Below are 23,601 nucleotides of genomic sequence, written 5' to 3'. Positions count from 1 at the left end.
TTAAGTTAAGACAGTAATTTCAGCCTATGCCAAAAAAATTTATCAAAAGATTTATGCCTAAGCCTGAAACCCTGCGTGAGCATAAACACTTACGCATGTTCGGACGCTTGTTACATAATCCCAATCTGTGGGCGCTTAATCGAAAATCGGCTCCTGGCGCATTCGCGGTAGGATTATTTGTCGCTTGGATCCCAATGCCATTTCAGATGGTTGCTGCTGCTGCTTTTGCTATTCTATTTAACGTTAATATTCCAGTTTCTGTCGCATTAGTGTGGATAACGAATCCCCTAACTATGCCGGTGATGTTCTATGGAGCCTATTTACTGGGTGCTAAAATACTCGGCCATGCTCCGCAGGATTTTGCCTTCGAAGCGAGTTGGCAATGGATTGAAGCATCGCTTGCAACTATCGGTCCGCCATTCTTACTCGGCTGTTTGGTACTCGGCATCGTTTTTTCTGCTGTAGGTTATTTGCTGATTAATAATCTGTGGAAGTATTCGATTATGTTTAAATGGCAAAAACGTAAAAGTAAATAATCTTTGTCGTTTTCATCGCTTATGTTCATGCATACAATCTCCCCAATGCGCAACATAAGCGATAACTTATCAACGCTAGTCCATTTATCAACTCATGATGGCATCAATAACTCCCGCTCTATTAATTGTTGTGAACAGTTTTCTCACTCATCACCCAAATCCTGTTTTTGATGTGAATTTATTTTTATATATAAAAAATTGTTACCAAAAATACGCCTAACCGCCACACGCATCAGTAGAAACAAACCTAGCCCCAGTTAACAATGCATTAGGTCCTAATCGACTTAACGAATGAATACTCACATTGATATATATACATTCATTTTATTAGCACCTTATAATACCTGACAAATTTAGTCAGATACTTAAGAGTGACTTATGTTGAACATTGATGACCCCGCGCACTTACAGCCTCAAATAGCTTTATTCAGATTAGGTTTCAGACCATTTTTTCTGTTTGCGAGTTTATTCAGCGTACTCGCTTTAGGCATATGGGGAGGATTTCTTTCTGGGATGAGCCTATTACCGGTCTCACTCAACCCTCTTTGGTGGCATGGTCACGAAATGATCTTTGGTTTTGTTTGTGCTGTCGTAGCCGGTTTTTTATTAACGGCGGTACAAAATTGGACAGGCCAGCCAGGGGTAAAGGGGCCAATGCTAATAGGCTTATTTGGCGTATGGCTGTTACCTCGGCTGTTATTCCTAGTACCAGCGGCAGTTCCATTTAAACTGATTATGTTCATCGACTTATTATTTTTACCCCTCACCGCCGTGCTAATCGCTCACTCGGTGATCCGCGTTCGTCAATGGCGTAACTTTGTATTCATTCCTATCTTTACTTTACTGACCTTAATGAATGCATTGAGTTATTACGGCGTACTGACAAACCAATTTGACTGGGTAAACATCGGTTTATACGGTGCAGTTATCCTAATGAGCACCATAGTGGCACTTTTAGGTGGTCGAGTTATTCCCTTCTTCACAGAAAAAGCCACACAATGGCAACGCCAAAGTTCAATTCCAGCACTTGAATGGTTAAGCTTTATCAGTCTTGCAGCACTTGTAGTGAGTATCGTCCTACAAAACGATCTGTTCATTCGCATCACCGCGGGTATTTCGAGCTTAGTTTTGCTGTTACGCTGGCATCGTTGGGGGTGGCATGCTAGCTGGCGTGTTCCTCTATTGTGGTCTCTGCATCTCAGTTACGTTTGTATCCCACTTGGTCTGGCACTTATCGCCTTTGGATTCCCACTGTCAGTCGGCATGCACTCGATTACCGTTGGTGGTTTAGGTGGGATGATCTTAGCCATGATGGCAAGAGTCTCTTTAGGTCATACGGGCAGAACATTGCAACCACCAAGCTTGATGCCATACTGCTTTGCATTAATGCTACTGGCCGTTTTACTCCGAGTACTGGCGGGGATCTTCCCTCTTTGGTCGTCACTACTATTGCTCAGCACGATTATCTGTTGGCTAGTCGCCTTCGGTTGTTTCTGTTTTTATTATGGTCCTATGCTCTGTCAAGCCAGAATTGATGGCCGCCCCGGTTAAACATCACTTTGGGTGCGCTTGGCAGCAAAGATTACGATCATACATATCTGTGAATTAAGTCACGGATATCTGACTGGGTTTTCCCTACTAATCATTTTTTACTGTTAGTATTTATAAAAACATTTAGCAGGGAATTTCTATGCCATTTTATCGCCAATATGGTTCTAAAAGCCTCAAAGCCATAGAACACTTAGTCTTATTTATTATCGCCATTGCCACTATCGTCGCCATCGGCCAAGAAATTGTGCATATTATTTCTGTACGCATGGTAGTACTGGCAGACTTACTCTTACTCTTCATTTACTTAGAAGTTTTAGCCATGGTGGCAAGTTATTTCGAATCTGGTAAGTTACCCGTACGTATGCCGCTTTATATCGCGATTGTAGCCCTAGCCCGTTACTTAATATTGGATATGAAAAGTATGGACGACTGGCGTATCGCAGCGATATCACTATCAACGCTTATTTTAGCGGCGACCGTCATTGTCATTCGTTGGGGACAGTTAAAAATGCCTTACCCGAAAAATCAAGAGTACGATAATTAATCAGCGACTAAATGGGTGCGATTACAACCTAAATAAATGGCACCCATTGTCTTGATGTTAAGACTGCGCTTAAAACCTCGCTTCTATATTGGTATTGTGCAAAAAAGCCATTATGCTAGTTTTACTAAAACAAACTATTAACGGAGTAATTGAATGATGGAAACCCAGACTATCGGTTTTGAGGAAAAACGTACGTCATTACGCGTAGACATGGAAGCAGAGCGGATAGTGTTAAATTGGGTCGACGCACAAGGTGAACCACAAACCGATGAAGGGGTATGTATCGACTTAGCAAGACGTGGGCTTTTATTCGATTATAAAAAATCTTTTGCTTTAGGGGAGCTAGTTGAAGTGACCTTTAATGCCAATACAAGACAACAAAATACCATAAAAGGCCAAGTATGCCGTTGCGCTAAATGCCATGAACAAAGCTACCACATCGCCATACAGCTACTTTAATTTAACTTAAATTTCGCAGGTTTAGTGTGTCTGTTCTACACTCAACTCATTGAAAGGTTCATTAAGGGGCGTCACATGATCTTGCTGGTAGGTGGTGAAAAAGGGGGGAGCGGCAAAAGTTGCCTCGCACAAAACCTTGCAGTGTATATTCAGCAAAAATTTCAAGCCAATGTCCTTATGGTCGATTGCGATCCTCAGCGCACCACGTCAGATTGGATCCAAGCAAGAAACAATGATCCCAGCCTTCCCAGCATTAATTGCATTCAACTTTATGGCAAAATCCGTAACGACTTATTGAGCCTCAATGAACGGTTCGATTACGTGATTGTAGACTGCGGTGGTCAGGATAACTTAGCCATGCGCGCCGCAATGTCAGTTGCTACCTATGTTGTGATCCCCTTAAGGCCAAAGAGACGCGATCTGAAAACCTTACCTCACATGGAAGACATGTTAAGCACCTGTAAGATGGTCAATCCAAAAATGATATCGACCATAGTACTGACCCAATGTCCCGCTCTGCCCACGCAATTTAAACGTATTTTAGAAGCCAAAGATGTGGTGAAATCCTTTGGATTAAGAGTGTTAAATTCGGTCACGTTTTGTCGAAACATTTATGATGACAGTGAAGAAAAAGGCTCCTCTGTGGTCGAAGTCGAACCCGATGGTAAGGCTGCCGATGAAATCCGCGCTATAGCGGATGAATTATTCGCAATGCCACCAGAAAATAGCTATGAGCTTAACTGATCTTAAACGTAAGCAACCTAAGCGGCCTATTAAGTCAGTCTCTGTCGAGGATTTTATTGAAGATGCTAATAACTATGCATTAGGAAAAACACGTTTATTAACCGCACCGACAACGTCGGCCTTTATTAAGGGATTAGATAAAAAGTCGACAAAAATTTATCGCCATGCAACCTTTACACTCACAGAAAACAGTATTGCTCAACTGAATACCCTTTCGAAATCGACCGGTATTGCAAAGTCTCGGTTACTGCGTATTTTAATCCATGAATTTAGCCAACTGACCCCCATACAACAGGATGTCATTGCTAATAAACGCCATAGTGAAACTTAAACTTTCACCAGATCCACTGATTAAAACTAAGCCGCTCTAATTGCACGACTCTTTATTAATGCTCACATCGTTTGCCCGCTGCGAGTTCAATGCCTTGGGGCGTATCGAGTAATTTTCCTTTGTGCATCAATAACTGCAGCAGTGCTTCGGCACTAAGGTCAACGGCACTACACGTATAATATCGCGCCGATAAGCCAAACTTTTGCCCCATTAAAGAAATTAATTCAGGCTTTATAATCGCGCCCCCTTGAGCTACCATCAGCGCCATAACATCATGACCGTGAACAGAATTGGACATATGTCCTCCTAAAGATGCAATATGCTTGCTCTTTATATCCTACCGGTTAAATTTAAACTCTGATCTCGCGCATACAATTTCAATTTGACACCACTGCGCCGACATCTGCGACGATAATGTGAGCCATTATGTCCTTAATTCTATTGTTAACCCAACAGATGTCGCTGTACTTAGTGATTGTTTACTTGGTCAGTAAAACGCCGCTGTTTAAACTGTTTGCCGAAACATCTCCCCGTCTGCCACATAAAATCTTTATGTATCTGATTTTTTCAAGTTTCTGCATTATGGCAACCTATTTTGGCGAACAAACCTCTGGTGCGATTGCCAATACGCGCGCAATGGGCGCGGTATTAGGGGGATTATTAGGCGGGCCAGTGACTGGATTTCTGGTCGGACTCACAGGTGGGCTTCACCGCTATAGTATGGGCGGCTTTACTGACTTAGCCTGCGCGATTTCAACCACGTTAGAAGGACTCACAGCGGGGATGATAAGCTTTTACTTAAGGCGCGCAGGTAAAAGTGAGCTTATCTATAATCCATTGCTCGTTTGCCTTGTGACTCTTTATGCCGAGATGATGCAAATGAGCATTATCCTTCTGGTCGCCCATCCTTTTGATGATGCATGGGCATTGGTCTGTCAAATTGCACCGCCCATGTTATTAGTCAACTCCATCGGTGCCGCACTATTTATGAGCATGATCCGTGACCAAAAAGCCATGTTTGACAAACTGTCCTCTAGTTTTTCGACTAAGGCATTAAAAATAGCCGAACGCAGTGTTGGACTATTGTCGAAAGGGTTTAACGAGCAGAGCAGTAGCCTCGTCGCCCAGATTGTTATTGAAGAAACCAACGTTGGCGCGGTCGCGATTACAGACAGAGAAAAACTATTAGCTTTTATTGGTATCGGCGCCGATCACCATCTTCCTGGCACCCCAATTTCATCCAAAATCACCTTAGAAGCCATCAATCAAAATAAAGTAATGTTTGCCGATGGCGTTGAAATGCCCTATTCATGTTCTATTTCAAGCAACTGCCGCTTAGGGTCGAGTCTGGTGATCCCACTGCGCAGTGATACCGAAGTCATTGGCACCATCAAACTCTATGAGCCAAAGAATAAGCTTTTTTTGAATATTAACCGCACCTTAGGTGAAGGTATTGCCCGTCTGTTATCAAACCAAATTCTTTATGGCCGATTTGAGCAACAACAAAATCTGCTAACTCAAGCCGAATTGAAATTACTGCAAGCGCAGGTTAATCCACACTTTCTATTCAATGCACTTAACACCATTAGCGCGATTATCAAGCGCGATCCCGATATGTCTAAGCAATTGCTGCAGCAGTTATCTCAATTTTTACGGATTAATTTAAAGCGAACGACAGGCTTAGTGACACTTGGGGATGAGCTAGATCACATCGCTTCTTATCTCACCATTGAAAAAGCACGTTTTATTGATAAATTACAAGTCAGTATTGCGATACCTGAATCACTCTATCACTGTAAAGTACCGGCTTTTACCCTGCAGCCTATTATCGAAAATGCGGTGAAACACGGCACGTCACACATGATTGAACAAGGGCAAATTAAAGTGACGGGGAAACTCGAAAATAATGTATTAGAATTAGAAGTCATAGACAATGCTGGCTTATATCACCCCATTGAAGGCTCCGAGGGGCTTGGGATGAACTTAGTACATAAGCGCATTCAAAATCTTTTTGGCGAACAATATGGTGTCACAGTAACGTGCGAGCCCGATGAATTAACCCGTGTCACCATTCGATTACCAATAGAATCCCCTGACACATCAACTATGGGAACCGGCACGTGATTACTTGTTTAATTGTCGACGATGAACTATTTGCTCGCGAAGAATTAGCCGACCTTTTAGGGCAAGAGCCCGATATGCATATCATAGGTCAGTGCGCCAACGCCATTGAAGCATTGCATATTATCTCAAAGGAAAAACCTCAACTGGTTTTCCTCGATATCCAAATGCCACGGATTTCAGGGATGGAACTTATCGCCATGCTCGATCCTGACACTATGCCCAAAATTGTGTTTGTTACCGCCTACGACGAGTTTGCCGTCAAAGCCTTCGATAATCATGCCTTTGATTATTTGCTCAAACCGATAGATGCACAAAGACTCAGTAAAACACTCACTCGTGTGCGTAAAAACCTAGCGCCGCAGTTAATGGACGCCATTACCCCTAAAAATCTTGAACATATTCCGTGTTATAGCGGTACTAAGCTCAAAGTGATTGCCATCCAAGACGTAGAATATGTGTTTAGCGATTTAAGTGGCATCCATGTGGCCAGCACTAAAGGTAAAGTGCATACCCAATTAACCTTAAAAATATTTGAAGAAAAGACTCCACTAGTGCGCTGCCATCGACAATATTTGATCTCACCTAAAGCCATTGCTGAAATTGAACTGTTAGACACAGGCGCAGAAGTCACCACGCATATGGGCGATAAAGTGCCCGTATCACGCCGCTATCTTAAGAGTCTTAAACAGCTTTTCGGCTTTCAATAGGATCAGTTAAAGCCCTAATAACGGCATATTATGGATTATATTGTTCGCCATAAATGTTGAGCAATACCTGCTGTTAACGTAAAGGCGCAACCACTCAAGCTCACCTATTACCGCTCACCCTGCATTTTCGACCACTGACTGATATTGCTCAGCTTTATATAAACAACTTGTTTACACTCGCCAGAACTCAAATGGGGAGATAACAAAAATGATGTGGTTCCTACTCTGTGTCGGTCTGCTGATCGGCGGCTACTTTATCTATGGCGCCTTTGTCGAGAAAGTCTTCGGCATTAACGCTAATCGTCAAACACCCGCTTTCGCTCAAACTGATGGCGTCGACTTTGTGCCTATGTCTAAGGGCAAAGTCTATTTAATTCAATTGTTAAACATCGCAGGCGTAGGCCCAATCTTTGGTCCTATCTTAGGTGCACTTTATGGTCCTGCGGCCATGTTGTGGATTGTGGTTGGCTGTATCTTTGCGGGTGCAGTACATGACTATTTTTCTGGCATGCTATCTGTACGTAACGGTGGCCAGTCGGTGCCAAACCTTGCGGGTAAGTATTTAGGCAAGAGCGCAAAACACTTCATGAACGTGTTTGCCATTGTACTGTTACTGCTGGTCGGTGTGGTGTTTATCTCTGCGCCTGCGGGTTTACTTGGCAAACTAACCGGTTGGGACGTCAGTATCTTTGTGGGTATTATTTTTATCTACTATCTTATTGCTACTGTAGTGCCCGTTGATAAAATTATTGGTCGTCTATACCCCTTCTTTGGCGCTTTATTGTTCTTCATGTCGTTTGGTTTAGCGGTCGCGATTATGTTATCAAGCGAGCACACCTTACTGCCTAACGTGCAAGCGGGCGATTTCTTCCAAAACTTAAATCCAAATGACATGCCACTCTGGCCAGCCCTATTTATCACTATCGCCTGTGGCGCAGTGTCGGGTTTCCACGCCACACAATCACCTTTAATGGCACGCTGCGTAGAAAACGAAACCAATGGCCGTTTCGTCTTCTTTGGCGCCATGATTGGCGAAGGCATTATCGCCCTACTTTGGTGCGCCATAGCGCTGTCTTATTTTGGCGGAATTGAAGGGTTAAGCGCGGGGATGTCTGGTAACCCAGCAAACGTAGTGTATGAAGCTTCTACTGGTCTACTAGGCGCTGTCGGTGGCTTTATGGCTATCTTAGGCGTGATTATCCTGCCGATTACCTCAGGTGATACCGCTTTTCGTTCTGCACGTTTGATTTTGGCTGAGTTTTTCAACATGCCACAAATCTCACTGCCAAAGCGCTTAGTGCTAGCTCTCCCACTGTTTGTTATCGGCGGCATGTTAACTCAGGTAGACTTCGGTATTATTTGGCGCTACTTCGGTGTGGCGAACCAAACCACTGCGGTATTGATGCTGTGGACCGCTTCGGCTTATCTACTACGACATAACAAGCTGCATTGGATTGCGACGATCCCTGCAATGTTTATGACCACTGTGGTGATTTCATTCCTACTGAACTCATCGACCTTAGGCGCGGGTCTGCCGATGACGGTATCAACCATAGCGGGTGTCATTATAACCTTAGTGATTACTGCGTTATTGATTGTAAAAACGAAAGGTAAAGGTGAAATTGACTCGCCCATTGAAACCGAGCTGAAAGAGACAGCTAACGACTAATCTTATCGTTAAATTGGTATGATAAAAACAGGCGCTTAATCGCGCCTGTTTTTATCATTCTTCTCATTAAAACCCGCAAACGCTCATTTTGTTCGACACTGATTCTCCATTTATTCGATAAGACCACGCACTGTATCAACAATACAAAAATGCTATACTCCCGCCATAGCACACTGCACCATAATGCATAATATGAATCAATCGAATGACCCGCTGCACGGCATCAAACTAGAAACTATTATCACTTACTTAGTCGAGCGTTACGGCTGGGAAAACTTAGGCGAAAGAATTAATATCCGCTGCTTTACTCACGATCCCAGCATTAAGTCCAGCTTACAGTTTTTGCGCAAAAACGACTGGGCGCGTGATAAGGTCGAATACCTCTATTTGAGAGCCAATAAGTTACCCTTGCCACCGACACAAGCAGAAACTAAGCAAGCGGCTAAAAAGCCTACTGCTAAACCTAAGCCAAAAGTAGCCAACAATAAAGTCACTCAAACGGCGGCCAAACAGCCAGTTAAAAGCGATAAGCCGAGCCCAGATGGCAAAGTAAATAAGCATATTTGGGGCAGTTAATATTCTAGGCTTGATAACGCTTAAACAGCCCTGAGATGGGCTGTATTATCACTATGCCCCAATGCTATTTCTGGTAAAACAAGGCGCTTTAGCTTTAGTTTTAAAATAAATAGCCGATATTGAATTAATCGGCAGGAACAACTTAAGTATTAACCTAGTTTGCCTCTAATGGAGCATTGCATGAATATCAATGGGATAAATAGCACCGCAACAGGTTCAGCTTTTACGCCAGTATCAAACGCATATATTGCTACCACCCCAACCAAAACAGCAGCAAATGCTGCGCTAACAACAGACTCTCAGGATGCTCAAGATACCGTCTCCATTTCTAATGCTGGCCGCGCGGCATTATCCATAGATGTCGGCTCGACCTTAAGGGATAAAGCGTCAGCCCAAAAAGAGCAACTAGATAATATCACCGCTGAAGAACCCAAATCGATAATAGATGCGCAGATTCAAAAAATAAAAGAGCAGATCAAAGCTCTACAGGAAATGCTGGCTAAACTGAAGGGAGATAACTCAGACGCTGCAGATCTGCAACGTAAACAAATCCAAGAACAAATAATGCAATTGAGTGGTCAAATAGCGACCTTAATGGATAAAAAGATACGCGATGCAAAGGAGAACGCTTAACGTAAGCGGCCTTATAGCGGATGTTTTCATACGACTTTGCACATTCAACTAAATCAGTTCAATCAACCTAGATAGGAAAACTGAACATCACGCGCCAAATATTCAAACCATCACCACGGCGATAGCTTAATCCAATACGATCAACGCTGAGTAACTCGCCCCCAAGGGACTTAGAAAATGCGAGTGAAAAACCTGCCTCATAACTGCCTGAAACGGTAGTATCTTGCTCGATTTGACTGATAAATCTCAGCTCATTAAAGTACCAATAACCCACTGCAAATATTCTGGGTTGAACCTGAAAGCTCCACCACTGCCAGCGCGGTGCTAATCCCAAATCAACACCGGTTTGTAATACTGCAAATTGATCGGCAAACTTACCATAGTGCTCACTGTAACCAGCAAAGTGTAATCTGGACACCCATACAGCATCTTGTCCCGCGAGGCTAAAGTCATACAAGCTACTGATGCCTGAAGCGATAATGGCAACGTTATCGCCTTTATCAAAATTAGTACCAAAACCGATATCCAGATACGCTTCCATTCGAGTATTTTTGCTTGCCTGCCAATGGTGCTCAACACCTGGGGTCACTGTCATAGTACCGATTGATGAAGGTAACTCACCTTCGGTGATATCTTGGGCTAAATAATCGAAAAAGCCAAAGGAGATAGGTAAGCGCAACCAAGTCTGGCTACCACTGTCCTTTTTTAAATCGAAACTTAACGGAATACTTACGACAGTCGCATTTTGGTTTGCGGCGCGATAAACACCTGTGCCTAAATAGCTACCAAATGCATAAACAGAATTAGGATTATCTCCTTCCTCTATAGGATTACTGTCATTAGCATCAACGGTGGGCTCATTGGCTTGGGGCAAAGATGGAATAGCTTTTACAGCAGAAAATGAATTAGCGTAGGCGATAGGTACAACACTCTGTATCGCCCAGCCCATTACAAACAATATTAACAATCGACTGAAAAAATGGCTCAATTAGCTTAAACCTTCCCCGTAACTGACCCAATCAGTCGAACCATCATAAATACAAAACTACTTATTTTCATCCATAAAATGATATTCAGACATCAAATGTCCAAGCTCTGTGGATTTAGTTTTTAAGTAAGCTTCGTTATAACGATTTTTACCTACTTGCAGTGGTACGCGCTCAACCACTTCGATACCAAACTCCTGCATCGCTTTTACTTTACGCGGGTTGTTGGTCATCAAACGTACATGCTCAACGCCTATCTGTTCTAGCATAGGTTTAATCATGTCGTATTTACGCATATCGGCTTCAAAACCCAGTTGTTCGTTGGCTTCTACTGTGTTGGCACCTTTGTCTTGCAACTCGTAAGCGCGGATTTTATTTAATAAACCAATGCCACGGCCTTCTTGACGTAAATAGAGGATAAAGCCACTGCCCGTTTCGGCAATATTTTGCATCGCCGCTTGTAACTGAAAACCACAGTCACAACGCAAGCTAAATAACGCATCGCCGGTTAGACACTCAGAATGAATACGACCCAACACAGGCTCATCCGCACTGAACGTGCCGAATGTAAGCGCAACATGCTCTTTACCTGATTCTGTATCTTCAAAACCATGCATGGCAAATACGCCCCAAGGAGTGGGTAACTTTGACGTTGCGACAAATTTGATCGACATACTTAACCTTTAACAACAACTCTCATTCCATGAGACGAATAAAATCCCTAGAAACAAATGAGGATTAGGCACTTAGCCAACTAAGCGCAGTATTCTAAAGTGTTTTTGAACAATCAGAAATACTTTAGTGTTTTAATCAACTAAACCAAACATGAGTGTCACTTTAGATGGTCAGCACGAAGGAATGGATTAAAACGAAGCAGTGCATAAAGTACAAAGGTCACCAGCACGAGACCGACACTCGATTTCATGCTGGTGACACCCGATCCCACATTAAAATTTTTCGGGTGCGTATCCAGTGACTTCTGTCAGTCTCATCTCACGGCCGATAGCCGTCATAGGATGGATTACTACCAGCCCTTTTACAGACTTTTTCAGTTTACCCATGTCCGCTTGCTCTGCTTTTGTCAAAGCGCGGTGGAAAGGTAAATCTTTGATATCTGAACCTTGCTTATTCAATAAGCGAGTTTGCTGTCCTTTCACGCTGCCAATTTGTTTAGTGACGGCAGCGATTTCGCGTTTGAACTGGGCAATAACCACGTCATCGCCTCTTTGTTCAGCCGCAGCAAGTTTACGACGAAATTTATCGACTTTATCGTTAAGTTGCTGCAGTTCTTGCTTTAAATTCATTCTGTTACCTTAAATTACCTAAGTTAGCCACAGTAAAATCTTAGCCTGATTATGCTAGCATCTGTGTCAAGGCCTCAGATTATAGCAGTAAGTTGCAGATCCTCGTTACCGCTTTTATAACAAACGAATGATCTGATTGCTGCTGCCGCGAAACATCAAACTCGGATCGGCAAGATTTTGCTCAAATTTTCCATCCACCAGCACATCAATATAGGTTAATACCGCGCGTTGTTTATCACTTAACTCGTCAAGCACATAGCCCGTCCATAACCATATATCTTTACTGGGACACTCACTTTTAACCCGCTTTACCAGCGCCAAAATGGTGTCAAGATTTGCGGGCAACAAAGGATCGCCCCCCGAAAGAGACAGACCACGGCGCACAATTCGTTTATCACTGAGATCAGCAATAATCCTATCGACCATCACGCTATCAAATAAATGGCCTGAGCGTACATCCCAAGTACTTTGATTATAACAACCACGGCATTGGTGCTCACAACCAGAGACAAACAAAGTCGCGCGCGTACCAGGGCCGTTTAGCACATCGATAGGAAAATATTGATGGTAGTTCATAGTTCATAGTTCATAGTTCAATGCCTTCTTAAGATGAAGACTCACTCCATAGCACCACAGATGCCATGGAATGAATCTAATAGGCAGAATAAGGTATATCCCAAAACGACCTGAGCATACGAGTTTCAGTATCTTCAGGTTGTTTAGGTATAAGTATTACAAGTGTTTGATCCTGCGCTTAACTTCTTCTTGTTTACCATGATTAAATGGCCGAGCATCAGGGCTACCCAAGTAACCGCAAACCCGGCGCGTTACCGACACACGGCTAGGTTCGTGATTACCGCATTTAGGACACGTAAAGCCTTTACTGGTGCAGCTAAATTCGCCGGTAAAACCGCAGTCATAACACTCATCAATTGGGGTGTTGGTGCCGTAATAAGGCACACGGCTGTAACTATAATCCCAGACGTTTTCTAACGCTTCGAGGTTATGCTGCATGTTGGGATACTCGCCATAGCAAATAAACCCACCACTGGTTATCGCAGGGTATGGCTGTTCAAAATCAATTTTATCGTATGGGTTGACGTGTTTTTCAACATCAAGATGGAAACTATTGGTGTAATAACCTTTATCCGTCACCCCAGTGACAACACCAAATTGTTTGGCATCTAGTTTACAAAAGCGACTGCAAAGATTCTCGCTTGGCGTGCTATATAAACTAAAACCATAACCCGTCTCAACTCTCCAAGCATCAGTAGCGGCTTTTAGATAAGCAACAATGGCAACGGCCTTTTCCCTTAAAAGTGCATTATCAAATACATGGGTTTGGGTGCCATAGAGTGCATTAATGGTTTCATGCAAGCCAATATAACCTAATGAAATTGATGCACGGCCATTTTTAAAGATTTGCGACACATCATCATCCGCCCGTAAACGTACGCCACAGGCGCCTTCCATATACAAAATAGGTGCTACGCGGGCTTTTACGCCGTTAAGTCGCTCAATGCGAGTATCCAGTGCTTTACGAGCTAAAACTAATCGATCATCCAAAATACGGTAAAACTCGGCTTCGTTGCCATTCGCTTCTAAGGCAATCCGCGGCAGATTTAAACTCACCACCCCAAGATTATTACGCCCTTCATGCACGAGTTCGCCATTTTCTTCATAGGTTCCTAAAAAGCTTCGACAACCCATTGGAGTTTTAAACGAACCAGTGACTTTTTCAACTTGTTCATAATTAAGAATATCGGGATACATACGCATGGTCGCACATTTGAGCGCCATTTGTTTTACATCATAATTGCAATCACCAGCCTTATGGTTGATACCATCACGAATGGCAAACACGAGCTTAGGAAATACTGCTGTTTTACGATTTTTGCCTAAACCTGCCATGCGCACTTTGAGCATAGATTGTTGAATTAAGCGTGATTCCCACGAAGTACCTAAACCAAAGCCAAAGGTTACAAATGGTGTTTGTCCATTGGCGGTATGCAAGGTATTTACTTCGTATTCGAGTGATTGAAACGCATCGTGACACTCTTTTTCAGTTTGCGCAGTGGCAAAAGCTTTGGCGTCGGTGATCTTCCAATTTAATGCGGTTTGATAGTGCTTGTCATAGCTCTTGGCAACAAATGGCGCTAACACTTCGTCGATACGGTTAATGGTCGTGCCGCCATAAATATGGCTCGCCACTTGGGCAATGATTTGTGCGGTGACTGCCGTTGCTGTAGAAATCGATTTTGGCGTTTCAATCTCGGCATTGCCCATTTTAAAGCCATGAGTCAACATGCCAGCCAAATCAATTAGCATGCAGTTAAACATAGGGAAAAACGGCGAATAATCTAAGTCGTGGTAGTGGATCTCACCCGCTTCATGGGCCGCAACCACATCCTTTGGCAAAATATGACTTTTGGCATAATGTTTTGCGACGATGCCCGCGAGTAAATCCCGCTGAGTCGGGATCACTTTGGAATCTTTATTGGCATTTTCATTAAGCAATGCCGCATTACTTTGCTCAACTAAACCACGGATCTCGAGGTTGAGTTTACTGGTCGCATCACGGCATATATCTCTGTCATGACGGTATTCAATATATACCCGTGCCAATGACTTGTACGGGCCTTCCATCAGTAAGTTTTCAACGACATCTTGTAGATAGTGGATATCCACTTCGGTTAATGCCGCCACTTGTAGCCTCACACAGGCGGCAACAGTCGCAGCATAATCAGTATCTTCAATACCTGCCGAATTTGCAGCGGCGATAACCGCATCTCTTATTCTTGTTTCATCAAAAAGTGTGCGGCAACCATCCCGCTTAATTACGACTGGCATCAGTGAGTCCCTCTCCATTTAGACCGAATCAAACACCACATGTAGTAACTAATGATTCAGCAAACACAATATGTAGCGCATTAAGCGGTATCGAGGTTAAAGTTTCTATGATCCAGATCATGGTTTTCAGGATAGAAGAAAAGAACAAAGCAGAAGTGCTATAACAGCCGAGGATCCACGTATCCAGCCTTGACCTTCGTCATAAAGCAAGCTAGATAAGGGATAAAATAGGTACGATGTTAAGACAATTAGCACAAAGCCATTTTCAATAAATAAAAAATGGCTTTGATATTAACAAAATATACGTCGGCATATTAACGTTTAGCAAGTGCCAAATAACTGCTTAATTGACCCGATGCAGACTGATGCGCCCCCATCGATGAGGCCAATTGCATCATTGATTTGAGTCCCTGCCATTGCTGTTTTTGTGTATCGGTTAACGCTGGTTCTGAATTCAAATAATCAGTTAACTGTCCGAGTGCCTTAGTGGCTTTTTGCGCCAATACTGGCGAATGGGCATCATCCATATTAGTTAAAACACTTTTAGCATCTATCAAGGTATTAATCAGCGGATTATTTGGCGAGTTTTTAGCGAGTGATTTAAGCTCATCATCGACAAAATCTTGTAGCGACTGCTTGCTGGGCTTTGTCGTACTGGGAACTGTTATACCATTTTTGGATAAACGTTCGAGTTGCATGTCCGATAAAATCCCGTCTTTTTGTAAACGTGACACTAACGCAGGGATCTTCGCGACACCAAATTGGCCATCGGCAAAAAAATCCTTCGCCATTGACTGAATTTTTTGTGCTCGCTGCGCCCTAGGTGACAGTGCTATTTCATCCGCTTTTGTCGCGTCAGTTTTAGTCGTATCTGGCTGAGGTTTGGTTGACGTAATAGTGCTATCGGTTTTAGCCGTATTGGTTTTTTGGCTATTGGCACCATAAGCATCGGCGACACTGGTACTACTACGAGTAAGATTGAAGCTATTTGCAATAGAATTCATTGTCAATAATTCGGCATCTAAGACTAATTGGTAGTTTTAAAGCAAAAATTAAGCCAATCAAGTATAAATCGATGCTTAGCTTGAATTTAGGCCAGCACATAGCTATCCCAATACATAGCTATCCCATCACATGATATTAGGTAGACTTATGCCTAGGACTGTAAGTCCTCAATCAGAGCAAGACACTGGCGGCGCAATAAATCGAGTGCCTCAGCATCCAGCTGCACTTTATCGAGCAGCGTTTGCTTTAAGGCTAACGCTTCATGCTTAATATCTTCTCCCTGATTGGTCAGCGTCACCCGTTTTTTCCGTTCATCATCCACACAAACTAAACGCGTGATCAGCCCTTTCACCTCAAGTCGCTTAACGATAGGCGTTAAAGTGCCCATATCAAGCTTAGTTGCCACGGATAACTGCGTTTGACTACAACCGTTTTGACGCCACAGGGTTTGCATCACTAAATATTGAGGGAAGGTTAATCCGTATGCTTCGAGTAACGGTCGATAAGCGCGCACCAGCGCATTACTCGCAGAATAAAGTGCAAAGCAAACATTATCAGATAAACATAGTTTATCTATCGCCTCTTCAGTATGAGTCGAAATGATTGCATCTATTTTCGGTTTGGCTGGAATATGAGTCACGTTTAGGCATTTGTCATTCAAACATACTGCATCTTACTCTATCCACTTTGGCGCATCTAGTTTGCGCGCAAAGTATTTGCATTCATTCCTTAACCCACGTAAAGTTATCACAGTTAGTTTGCGCACAAACAAAAGGTCACCTATGAATAACACTATTACACAAACCCGTGAAATCCATTTAGCCAATCGCCCAGACGGCATGCCATCTGTTGATAATTTTACTTTAGTGAATAAATCCTTAGCACCACTTGCTGACGGCCAAGTGCTAATTAAAAATCTGTGGATGTCTGTTGATCCTTACATGCGTGGTCGCATGGTTGATCGCAAGAGCTATATTGCGCCCTTCGCGTTAAATCAAGTGCTAGAAGGTGGCGCTATTGGTGAAGTTATCGCGTCTAAAAACAATGAGTTTCCCGTGGGAACGAAAGTCAGCAGCATGTTGGGTTGGCGCGAACATGCGGTGACTGATACCGATGGATTGACAGCTCTGCCACAAACCGAATTAGATAGTTCACATTTTTTAGGCGTACTGGGTATGCCCGGCATGACAGCATGGACGGGGCTGACGCGTATTGCTAACTTAAAAGCAGGTGAAACGCTGTTTGTCTCAGCCGCTTCCGGCGCTGTAGGCAGTGTCGCTTGCCAGCTTGGTAAGTTGATGGGCGCTCGAGTGGTTGCCTCGGTAGGCTCAGATGAAAAAGCTCAATTACTACAAAGTTATGGTGTCGATAGCATCATTAACTACAAAACCTGTGGTGATCTGACTCAAGCCTTAGCCAAAGCTGCACCAGAAGGTGTGGACGTATATTTTGAAAACGTTGGGGGTGAACATCTAGCCGCAGCACTGAGTAATATGAAAGATCACGGACGCATTGCCGTCTGCGGTATGATTTCACTCTATAACGAATCCACTCCCACCGCTGGCCCAGATAATTTATCCCTGATTGTGATGCGAAAATTAAAACTCGAAGGTTTTATCGTATTTGAACATTGGGACCACTATCCTGAATTTGCAGCAAAAATGTCGCAGTGGTTAGCTGAAGGAAAAGTGAAAGCTGAACAAACTATTTACCAGGGAATAGAACAAGCACCCGACGCTTTTATTGGTCTATTTGAAGGCAAGAATCGCGGTAAAATGTTGGTGAAACTGGCTTAAAGCCACTATTTTAAGCTAAACGCTTAGCGTAAATAGTACGTTAAGAAGAGATTAAGTCAGTATAACTAACCTAATACCGACTTTTTATTTTTTAATATCAATCGCCTGCCTTGCTTAGCTGCCCTCTCTTTTACTCTAGGGCGACTGTTATTAACCTTTCCAGAGCGCAGCTTCAATTAAATGGGCCACTTTTTCTACGGCGGCTTCGCCCGCAGCAATAGCTTCATCGGCACGGTGAAACTCCATAGTCCCAATATTACCCACTGCAGGCACAATACAAATATCAGGTGGATCGCCCATTAAGCGTGCTCTTTTATGTCTTTGCTCTAAAATCCCCATCGACTGCGACATTACCGCTATCATCCCCGGATTCGATTTAGTACCCAGTGAAAACTTATCAGTCAAATTACTGACATAATCTCGGCCGCGGGCAAATAAATCCATAAAACCCGTTTCTTGTCGCGCGGGCATCTCTACGCTTGCTGCAGACATTTTTTGACTGGTGACATTAACGGGTAATGCTTGAATACGTCCAGAATGATAACCATATAAATCCACCGCAATCACCACATCCACCCCCATGGCACGGCTCATTGAAACAGGCACTGGATTAACCACCGCGCCATCAACAAGCCAACGTTCTCCTTGACGTACGGGGGCTAAAATCCCTGGCATAGAACAAGAAGCTCGCACTGCTTGACGTAAATCCCCTTCGGTAAACCAAATCTCTTGACCCGAGTATAAATCGGTTGCAACTGCGGCAAAAGGACGATTGAGTTTCTCAATATCCACATCTCCGATTCGCGCGTGCAACACATCAAATACTTTATCACCACCGATAAGGCCACCTTTGCGCCATCGAATATCCATCAAACCAAGCACATCCCAGCTAGAGAAACCACGCACCCATTGCTCTAACTCAGGTAAATGTTCATGGGCATAAGCGGCGCCCACTAACGCCCCTATTGAGCATCCAGCGACTTTATCAGGCTTAATCCCCATTGCGGCTAACCCATTTAATACGCCAATGTGCGCCCAACCTTTTGCAGCACCACTGCCGAGCGCAATACCCACGATGGGATTTTTTCCATTAGCCATAAATTATTCTCCTATTACTTACTGCATAACACGATAACGTAAAACACACCTATATCCACGGCTTATCAAAAATTGCATGATTAATGTTATCACCTCAATGTAAATAAAAGACGGTAAAATAAGCCTTAATAACGCCATCGCGACATCATTCAAGCGATAGAACACAGATAATCATCGATGTGGATGGCTGAGTAAGGGTGATTAAGGCTATAATCTGCCCTTACTAAGATTTAGGGGATATACCTTTGCAATTTACCGATTTTTCTCTGGACCAGCGTCTGCTACAAAGCATAAAACATATGGGTATCACAGAGCCCACCGCCATCCAGGAACAAGCACTGCCTATCGCATTGGCAGGTAAAGATTTAATGGCGTCATCAAAAACAGGCTCAGGTAAAACCTTAGCGTTTTTGTTACCCGCATTGCAAAGAGTTATTTCGACCCGCTCACTGTCAAAGCGCGATCCTAGAGTCTTGATTTTATTACCGACCCGCGAACTAGCACATCAAGTTTATAGCCAGCTTCGTCTGCTTGTCGCTAACACTCAATACAAAGCCATCAGCGTATTGGGCGGTGAGAATTTTAACGACCAAGCCAAAGCACTCGCAAAAGAGCCACATTTTATTGTCGCGACCCCTGGCCGTATCGTTGATCATTTAGAGCAAAAACATCTATTCCTAAATGGTTTAGAGCTATTAGTGCTCGATGAAGCCGACCGCATGCTAGATTTAGGCTTTGCTCCACAACTGAAAGCGATAAGCGAAGCTGCCGATCATAAACGTCGTCAAACCTTGATGTTTTCGGCAACCTTAGATCATGACGAAATTAATGATATCGCAGCAACCTTGTTAAAAAATCCTGCGCATGTCGCGATTGGTGCAGCCCACTCAGAACATAACGATATCCATCAGCGCATCTTTTTATGTGACCACTTAGACCATAAAGAAGCACTTTTAGCTCGTTTGCTCAAAGATGAAACCCATAAACAAGTGATCATATTTACCGCTACTCGCCCTGATACTGAGCGCTTAGCGGCTAAATTAACCGCCCAAGGTTTTGCAACCTCAGCCCTGAGTGGTGATTTAAAGCAATCTGCACGAAACCAAATCATGGACCAGTTTGGCCGTGGTCAGCAGCAAGTGTTAGTGACGACTGATGTCGCCTCTCGCGGTTTGGACTTACTGAATGTATCTTTAGTGATTAACTTCGACATGCCTAAGTTTGCCGAGGAATACGTGCATCGTATTGGCCGTACTGGTCGTGCTGGCGCGAAAGGCGATGCGGTGTCACTCGTCGGGCCAAAGGATTGGGATAACTTCAAAAAAGTGCAAGTTTTCCTCAGAAAGACTTTTGAAATCAGCACTATTCCAGGTCTAGAAGCTAAATTCAGTGGACTGCAAAGTAAGGCTACACAGACACCCGTCAAACGCGTGGCGAAAGCAGACATGACGAAAGGCAAGAGCAAAAGAACAAAAGCTGCCATACCTGCACCGTCACGGGATAAGCGTTTCATCACAGGCGTTGATATCGGTGATGCACCTATGCGTAAAAAGCCTGCTGCAGCAAAATTACTGCAAGACACTGATACAGAAGAAGTTTAAAACGAATTACAGAATAAATGCCTATGGATTTAACGTCAGATGTTATCTCTGATACACAACACATTGGCATGTTTTAATACTGGAAATTGACGCATTATATGCATCAGTCTGACGCCAAGCGAACTAAAAGCGCACGGTAAACACTGATCCTTAAGTCATTTCCAGCTACAATAGCGCTATTATCGATATTTTGAAGGTGTAACATGAGAGTTTGTGGTGTTGAATTAAAAGGTGGCGAAGCCATTATCAGTTTATTGAGCTATGAAGGTGAAACCTTCAATGTACCTGAATGCCGCAAGGTATCTTTCACCGTTTCCCAATCTGCTACCACAGAAGCTATTCGTGAATTCCATTTCGCTTTCCATAAGCTTATGCAGGATTATCATGTTGATGAAGTTGTTATCATTGAGCGTGAGCAAAAAGGCAAACTAGCAGGATCAGCGACAAGTTTTAAACTGGAAGCCGCTATTCAATTAGGTGAATTACCAGTAAATTTACTGTCTCCGGTCACCATAAAAGAGCAAAATAAACGTAATCCACCACAAGTGGATTTTGATAGCTTAGATCTTAAAAAAGTTCAACAGCTTGCGTTTGAAGCCGCTTACGCCCAGCAAAATCGCCATATTTTCGGCAAGATATAAGTCATGTGATGCCTCATGCTCCGAAGTCATTCGGAGCAAAATCTCTTATGAACTCATTAAAATACTTAAGCGGCTATAGCCCTGAGATCCAGCAGCAAGTGCAGCAACATCTTGATGCGGGTACTTTACCAAAACTACTGCTGAAACGTCATCCCGTCATACACAATATCCGCAGCGATAAAGCGCTGTACGACTACACGCAAACGATTAAAAATCAATTTTTACGCCAGTCATCCCCACTCTCTAAAGTGATCTTTGATGACAAAATTAACATGAGTCATCATGCACTTGGGTTACATTCTTATGTAGCACGTGTTCAAGGTAATAAAATCAAAGCAAAGAACGAAATTCGTATCTCTTCGCGTTTAAAGCGCGTACCAGAACCTTTATTACGTATGGTTGTTGTACACGAACTTGCCCATTTAAAAGAAAAAGATCATAACAAGGCTTTCTATAATTTGTGTAGCCATATGGAGCCAGATTATCATCAATTTGAGTTTGATTTACGCCTATTATTAACCTGCATTGATGCCAATATATCCCCTTATTCAGCCAATACCGTCGACGCCTAAATAACAATATTCCTCATTCAAAATGAAGCGATACTGGTTGCTAAAGTCAGTGGTCCAGTATTCAAAGGCAGATAATGTCAGTGTGCGCTAAAAAATAATTCAAAGACATCAAGCCAGTTAATAGACGATGATTTAAATAGTTACTATCAATCACTGTACCCCAATTATTCAATAGGACACTCGATAGCTAAGTTCTGCCATTGAACCCTCTCAACTCCACATATACTCACGACAATCACTAAGCCTTTACTACGCTCTTATCTTATTCTGATACATTAATTACCGACCATTTTGAATAAAATTTAAGCTAATCTTGTGAAAGTAAAAATGCTTATAGAATGCAGAGACTATTGTGGTGTAAATGACATAGCCTTGAGATAAGTGACATAACGGATATAAAAATACCGATGACACTTGAGTGTTATCGGTATTTTTATATCTTTAGCAAGACGGCTAGGACGAGTTATTTCGATATAAACTAACCCAAGTTCATCATCGCTTGGCGACTATTAACTAAATTGGTGAAAGCTCGTAAGTCTTGATTAGCTAACTTACTCGACATAGGGATATCCGCTTTTAACGGATCAACGGGTTTACCGTTAATATGGAATTCATAATGTAAATGTGGACCGGTTGAACGACCAGTATTACCTGATAAAGCGATAACTTGTCCGCGAGTAACGCGCTGACCTTTACGCACAAGTGCTTTAGATAAATGCAAATAACGAGTACGGTACTTACCACCATGCTCAACCACGATATATTTACCGGCGAACTGGTGGTCAGTCACTAAACTTACAATACCATCCCCAGGTGCAATAACTTTAGTGCCGATCGGGACTGAAAAATCAGTACCGTTATGCGGTGAAACACGCCCAGTAATCGGGTGTTTGCGATACGCGTTGAAACGAGAGCTCATTCGCGGTTGCTTGGCTAACGGATAACGCTGGAATGCGCGAACTAAGCTATGTCCTTTTGCATCATAATAACTACCATCGGAATATTGAAATGCACTAATCTCAGACCGACCGGTTTTAATCGCTACACCTAAAATTTGGCTACTTCCTGTGGCTTCACCTTCAACATATTGATCATTTACCAAAACAGAAAATTGATCACCTGCATGTAAATCACGGGCGAAATTTAACTTTTCTTTGAGTAAATCTTCAATGCGCTGAATATCGGCTGCCGCTAAGCCCATTTTTTGTGCCGAGACATAAAAAGAACCTTTAATATCACCACTGATAATGCGATTTTGCCAAACCCCCTCTACGTTCACTTCTTCAACATTAAAGCTACCATCTTCATAGCGAGTAAAAACGACTTGTCGAGCAGTGTTAAAATAAAGCTCTAATTTTTGTAGTTGGCCTTCGTTATCTAACCAAAATTGAATTCTGTTTCCGGGTAATAAAGTATCAAGCGCGAGGATATTTAAATCAGCTTCTAACACTTTATACATAGTCTGCTGATCGACACCTGCTTTTGAAAATAACCCACTTAAAGTGTCACCTGAGGCAATCGTACGTTCGAAATGAGGGATACTATTAATAAATGCGGTGTTCTCAATTTCAGGCTCTGAAACTTGAGGTAAAATATTTTCAATATCGAGAGTAACAGGGATCCGTTGTGCAGTCGGCACTATATGGCCACTATTTGGCATTAGCATTGCAGCGCCAATCAACAGACCACCCATTAATAGAATGTTCTTCTGTATTGATGATAAGTTCTGCAAACGGGATTGCGATAAGTTGATAAAGTTGGGTTTACCTGTCTGCAACGCTTTTCACCTTTCGTTAACTTTGCGTTCTATTTTTGAACCAGTCCCTTGAGGGAAGCCCTAATTTTTTCCAACTTATCCCAAAAAGCCGATTATG

At 43.0% G+C, this 23,601-nt stretch carries 25 protein-coding genes; 15 read left to right on the top strand and 10 right to left on the bottom strand.

Features of this window, described 5'->3' with window-relative positions; all coding sequences use genetic code 11:
• The first annotated feature begins 26 nt into the window (after nt 1-26).
• The 6 genes from L2717_RS04310 to L2717_RS04285 all read left to right on the top strand — a co-directional run bounded on the left by L2717_RS04310 (nt 27) and on the right by L2717_RS04285 (nt 4,165).
• A complete protein-coding gene (locus L2717_RS04310) occupies nt 27-536 on the top strand; it encodes a DUF2062 domain-containing protein (protein WP_248937987.1) in 510 nt (169 codons plus the stop codon).
• Between the two features lie 378 nt (nt 537-914).
• Complete coding sequence (locus tag L2717_RS04305) at nt 915-2,087, top strand: NnrS family protein (RefSeq protein ID WP_220772729.1); 1,173 nt, start codon at nt 915-917, stop codon at nt 2,085-2,087.
• Nucleotides 2,088-2,226: 139 nt separating this feature from the next.
• Nucleotides 2,227-2,631, top strand: a complete 405-nt coding sequence (locus L2717_RS04300) for a phosphate-starvation-inducible protein PsiE (protein ID WP_220772730.1) — start codon at nt 2,227-2,229, stop codon at nt 2,629-2,631.
• Between the two features lie 156 nt (nt 2,632-2,787).
• Complete coding sequence (locus tag L2717_RS04295) at nt 2,788-3,090, top strand: PilZ domain-containing protein (protein WP_220772765.1); 303 nt, start codon at nt 2,788-2,790, stop codon at nt 3,088-3,090.
• A gap of 75 nt (nt 3,091-3,165) precedes the next feature.
• Nucleotides 3,166-3,834, top strand: coding sequence for an AAA family ATPase (locus L2717_RS04290; RefSeq protein ID WP_220772731.1), 669 nt, complete (start codon nt 3,166-3,168; stop codon nt 3,832-3,834).
• Nucleotides 3,821-4,165: a ribbon-helix-helix domain-containing protein gene (locus L2717_RS04285; RefSeq protein WP_220772732.1), complete on the top strand. Its 345-nt coding sequence runs from the start codon at nt 3,821-3,823 to the stop codon at nt 4,163-4,165. Before L2717_RS04290 ends, L2717_RS04285 begins: the two co-directional genes overlap by 14 nt.
• 55 nt (nt 4,166-4,220) lie before the next feature.
• Here the strand turns inward: L2717_RS04285 and L2717_RS04280 are convergent, their stop codons facing one another.
• A complete protein-coding gene (locus L2717_RS04280) occupies nt 4,221-4,463 on the bottom strand; it encodes a YecH family metal-binding protein (protein ID WP_220772733.1) in 243 nt (80 codons plus the stop codon).
• A 128-nt stretch (nt 4,464-4,591) separates the two neighbouring features.
• On the opposite strand from L2717_RS04280, the gene L2717_RS04275 reads away from it, so the two are divergent.
• The 5 genes from L2717_RS04275 to L2717_RS04255 all read left to right on the top strand — a co-directional run bounded on the left by L2717_RS04275 (nt 4,592) and on the right by L2717_RS04255 (nt 9,874).
• Nucleotides 4,592-6,289 carry a sensor histidine kinase gene (locus L2717_RS04275; protein WP_220772734.1) on the top strand — a complete coding sequence of 566 codons (1,698 nt, stop codon included), beginning with the start codon at nt 4,592-4,594 and terminating at the stop codon, nt 6,287-6,289.
• Nucleotides 6,286-6,996, top strand: a complete 711-nt coding sequence (gene btsR, locus L2717_RS04270; RefSeq protein ID WP_220772735.1) for a two-component system response regulator BtsR — start codon at nt 6,286-6,288, stop codon at nt 6,994-6,996. The genes L2717_RS04275 and btsR overlap by 4 nt, the downstream gene beginning before the upstream one ends.
• Before the next feature lie 208 nt (nt 6,997-7,204).
• Complete coding sequence (locus tag L2717_RS04265) at nt 7,205-8,665, top strand: carbon starvation CstA family protein (RefSeq protein WP_220772736.1); 1,461 nt, start codon at nt 7,205-7,207, stop codon at nt 8,663-8,665.
• A 183-nt stretch (nt 8,666-8,848) separates the two neighbouring features.
• On the top strand, nt 8,849-9,241 hold the full coding sequence (locus tag L2717_RS04260; RefSeq protein WP_220772737.1) for a VF530 family protein: 393 nt from the start codon (nt 8,849-8,851) through the stop codon (nt 9,239-9,241).
• Nucleotides 9,242-9,421: 180 nt separating this feature from the next.
• Nucleotides 9,422-9,874 (top strand): hypothetical protein, encoded by a 453-nt coding sequence (locus L2717_RS04255; RefSeq protein WP_220772738.1) that lies wholly within the window; start codon nt 9,422-9,424, stop codon nt 9,872-9,874.
• Between the two features lie 67 nt (nt 9,875-9,941).
• Here the strand turns inward: L2717_RS04255 and L2717_RS04250 are convergent, their stop codons facing one another.
• The 7 genes from L2717_RS04250 to L2717_RS04220 form a co-directional block, all read right to left on the bottom strand.
• Entirely contained in the window at nt 9,942-10,862 is a 921-nt protein-coding gene (locus tag L2717_RS04250) for a hypothetical protein (RefSeq protein WP_220772739.1), read from the bottom strand.
• A gap of 57 nt (nt 10,863-10,919) precedes the next feature.
• On the bottom strand, nt 10,920-11,534 hold the full coding sequence (gene ribA / locus L2717_RS04245) for a GTP cyclohydrolase II (RefSeq protein WP_220772740.1): 615 nt from the start codon (nt 11,532-11,534) through the stop codon (nt 10,920-10,922).
• A gap of 273 nt (nt 11,535-11,807) precedes the next feature.
• A complete protein-coding gene (locus L2717_RS04240) occupies nt 11,808-12,164 on the bottom strand; it encodes a YibL family ribosome-associated protein (RefSeq protein WP_220772741.1) in 357 nt (118 codons plus the stop codon).
• A 114-nt stretch (nt 12,165-12,278) separates the two neighbouring features.
• A complete protein-coding gene (gene nrdG / locus L2717_RS04235) occupies nt 12,279-12,740 on the bottom strand; it encodes an anaerobic ribonucleoside-triphosphate reductase-activating protein (protein ID WP_220772742.1) in 462 nt (153 codons plus the stop codon).
• Nucleotides 12,741-12,896: 156 nt separating this feature from the next.
• Nucleotides 12,897-15,014, bottom strand: coding sequence for an anaerobic ribonucleoside-triphosphate reductase (nrdD, locus tag L2717_RS04230; RefSeq protein ID WP_220772743.1), 2,118 nt, complete (start codon nt 15,012-15,014; stop codon nt 12,897-12,899).
• A 314-nt stretch (nt 15,015-15,328) separates the two neighbouring features.
• Nucleotides 15,329-16,018: a hypothetical protein gene (locus tag L2717_RS04225; RefSeq protein ID WP_220772744.1), complete on the bottom strand. Its 690-nt coding sequence runs from the start codon at nt 16,016-16,018 to the stop codon at nt 15,329-15,331.
• A gap of 152 nt (nt 16,019-16,170) precedes the next feature.
• Nucleotides 16,171-16,623 carry a MarR family winged helix-turn-helix transcriptional regulator gene (locus L2717_RS04220; protein ID WP_428847841.1) on the bottom strand — a complete coding sequence of 151 codons (453 nt, stop codon included), beginning with the start codon at nt 16,621-16,623 and terminating at the stop codon, nt 16,171-16,173.
• A gap of 178 nt (nt 16,624-16,801) precedes the next feature.
• On the opposite strand from L2717_RS04220, the gene L2717_RS04215 reads away from it, so the two are divergent.
• A complete protein-coding gene (locus tag L2717_RS04215) occupies nt 16,802-17,815 on the top strand; it encodes an NADP-dependent oxidoreductase (protein WP_220772745.1) in 1,014 nt (337 codons plus the stop codon).
• Nucleotides 17,816-17,965: 150 nt separating this feature from the next.
• On the opposite strand, the gene rssA is transcribed toward L2717_RS04215, so the two are convergent.
• A complete protein-coding gene (gene rssA, locus L2717_RS04210; RefSeq protein WP_220772746.1) occupies nt 17,966-18,913 on the bottom strand; it encodes a patatin-like phospholipase RssA in 948 nt (315 codons plus the stop codon).
• 245 nt (nt 18,914-19,158) lie between these two features.
• On the opposite strand from rssA, the gene L2717_RS04205 reads away from it, so the two are divergent.
• The 3 genes from L2717_RS04205 (at nt 19,159) to L2717_RS04195 (ending at nt 21,727) form a co-directional block, all read left to right on the top strand.
• Nucleotides 19,159-20,514, top strand: a complete 1,356-nt coding sequence (locus L2717_RS04205; protein WP_220772747.1) for a DEAD/DEAH box helicase — start codon at nt 19,159-19,161, stop codon at nt 20,512-20,514.
• Nucleotides 20,515-20,717: 203 nt separating this feature from the next.
• Nucleotides 20,718-21,155, top strand: coding sequence for a DUF3010 family protein (locus tag L2717_RS04200; RefSeq protein ID WP_220772748.1), 438 nt, complete (start codon nt 20,718-20,720; stop codon nt 21,153-21,155).
• Between the two features lie 47 nt (nt 21,156-21,202).
• A complete protein-coding gene (locus L2717_RS04195; protein WP_220772749.1) occupies nt 21,203-21,727 on the top strand; it encodes a M48 family metallopeptidase in 525 nt (174 codons plus the stop codon).
• A 478-nt stretch (nt 21,728-22,205) separates the two neighbouring features.
• On the opposite strand, the gene L2717_RS04190 is transcribed toward L2717_RS04195, so the two are convergent.
• A complete protein-coding gene (locus L2717_RS04190; protein WP_220772750.1) occupies nt 22,206-23,504 on the bottom strand; it encodes a peptidoglycan DD-metalloendopeptidase family protein in 1,299 nt (432 codons plus the stop codon).
• Between the last annotated feature and the right edge of the window lie 97 nt (nt 23,505-23,601).

This window comes from Shewanella glacialipiscicola (assembly GCF_023283485.1).
GTDB lineage: Bacteria > Pseudomonadota > Gammaproteobacteria > Enterobacterales > Shewanellaceae > Shewanella > Shewanella glacialipiscicola.
Note: the sequence above shows the minus strand (reverse complement) of the source record. Positions and strands in the feature narration are given on the sequence as shown.

Bases quoted from the DNA above. Each gene is read 5' to 3' on its own strand.
- L2717_RS04310 (WP_248937987.1), top strand. From the start codon at position 27: ATGCCAAAAAAATTTATCAAAAGATTTATGCCTAAGCCTGAAACCCTG.
- L2717_RS04305 (WP_220772729.1), top strand. From the start codon at position 915: ATGTTGAACATTGATGACCCCGCGCACTTACAGCCTCAAATAGCTTTA.
- L2717_RS04300 (WP_220772730.1), top strand. From the start codon at position 2,227: ATGCCATTTTATCGCCAATATGGTTCTAAAAGCCTCAAAGCCATAGAA.
- L2717_RS04295 (WP_220772765.1), top strand. From the start codon at position 2,788: ATGGAAACCCAGACTATCGGTTTTGAGGAAAAACGTACGTCATTACGC.
- L2717_RS04290 (WP_220772731.1), top strand. From the start codon at position 3,166: ATGATCTTGCTGGTAGGTGGTGAAAAAGGGGGGAGCGGCAAAAGTTGC.
- L2717_RS04285 (WP_220772732.1), top strand. From the start codon at position 3,821: ATGAGCTTAACTGATCTTAAACGTAAGCAACCTAAGCGGCCTATTAAG.
- L2717_RS04280 (WP_220772733.1), bottom strand. From the start codon at position 4,463: ATGTCCAATTCTGTTCACGGTCATGATGTTATGGCGCTGATGGTAGCT.
- L2717_RS04275 (WP_220772734.1), top strand. From the start codon at position 4,592: ATGTCCTTAATTCTATTGTTAACCCAACAGATGTCGCTGTACTTAGTG.
- L2717_RS04265 (WP_220772736.1), top strand. From the start codon at position 7,205: ATGATGTGGTTCCTACTCTGTGTCGGTCTGCTGATCGGCGGCTACTTT.
- L2717_RS04260 (WP_220772737.1), top strand. From the start codon at position 8,849: ATGCATAATATGAATCAATCGAATGACCCGCTGCACGGCATCAAACTA.
- L2717_RS04255 (WP_220772738.1), top strand. From the start codon at position 9,422: ATGAATATCAATGGGATAAATAGCACCGCAACAGGTTCAGCTTTTACG.
- ribA (WP_220772740.1), bottom strand. From the start codon at position 11,534: ATGTCGATCAAATTTGTCGCAACGTCAAAGTTACCCACTCCTTGGGGC.
- L2717_RS04240 (WP_220772741.1), bottom strand. From the start codon at position 12,164: ATGAATTTAAAGCAAGAACTGCAGCAACTTAACGATAAAGTCGATAAA.
- nrdG (WP_220772742.1), bottom strand. From the start codon at position 12,740: ATGAACTACCATCAATATTTTCCTATCGATGTGCTAAACGGCCCTGGT.
- nrdD (WP_220772743.1), bottom strand. From the start codon at position 15,014: ATGCCAGTCGTAATTAAGCGGGATGGTTGCCGCACACTTTTTGATGAA.
- L2717_RS04225 (WP_220772744.1), bottom strand. From the start codon at position 16,018: ATGAATTCTATTGCAAATAGCTTCAATCTTACTCGTAGTAGTACCAGT.
- L2717_RS04215 (WP_220772745.1), top strand. From the start codon at position 16,802: ATGAATAACACTATTACACAAACCCGTGAAATCCATTTAGCCAATCGC.
- rssA (WP_220772746.1), bottom strand. From the start codon at position 18,913: ATGGCTAATGGAAAAAATCCCATCGTGGGTATTGCGCTCGGCAGTGGT.
- L2717_RS04200 (WP_220772748.1), top strand. From the start codon at position 20,718: ATGAGAGTTTGTGGTGTTGAATTAAAAGGTGGCGAAGCCATTATCAGT.
- L2717_RS04195 (WP_220772749.1), top strand. From the start codon at position 21,203: ATGAACTCATTAAAATACTTAAGCGGCTATAGCCCTGAGATCCAGCAG.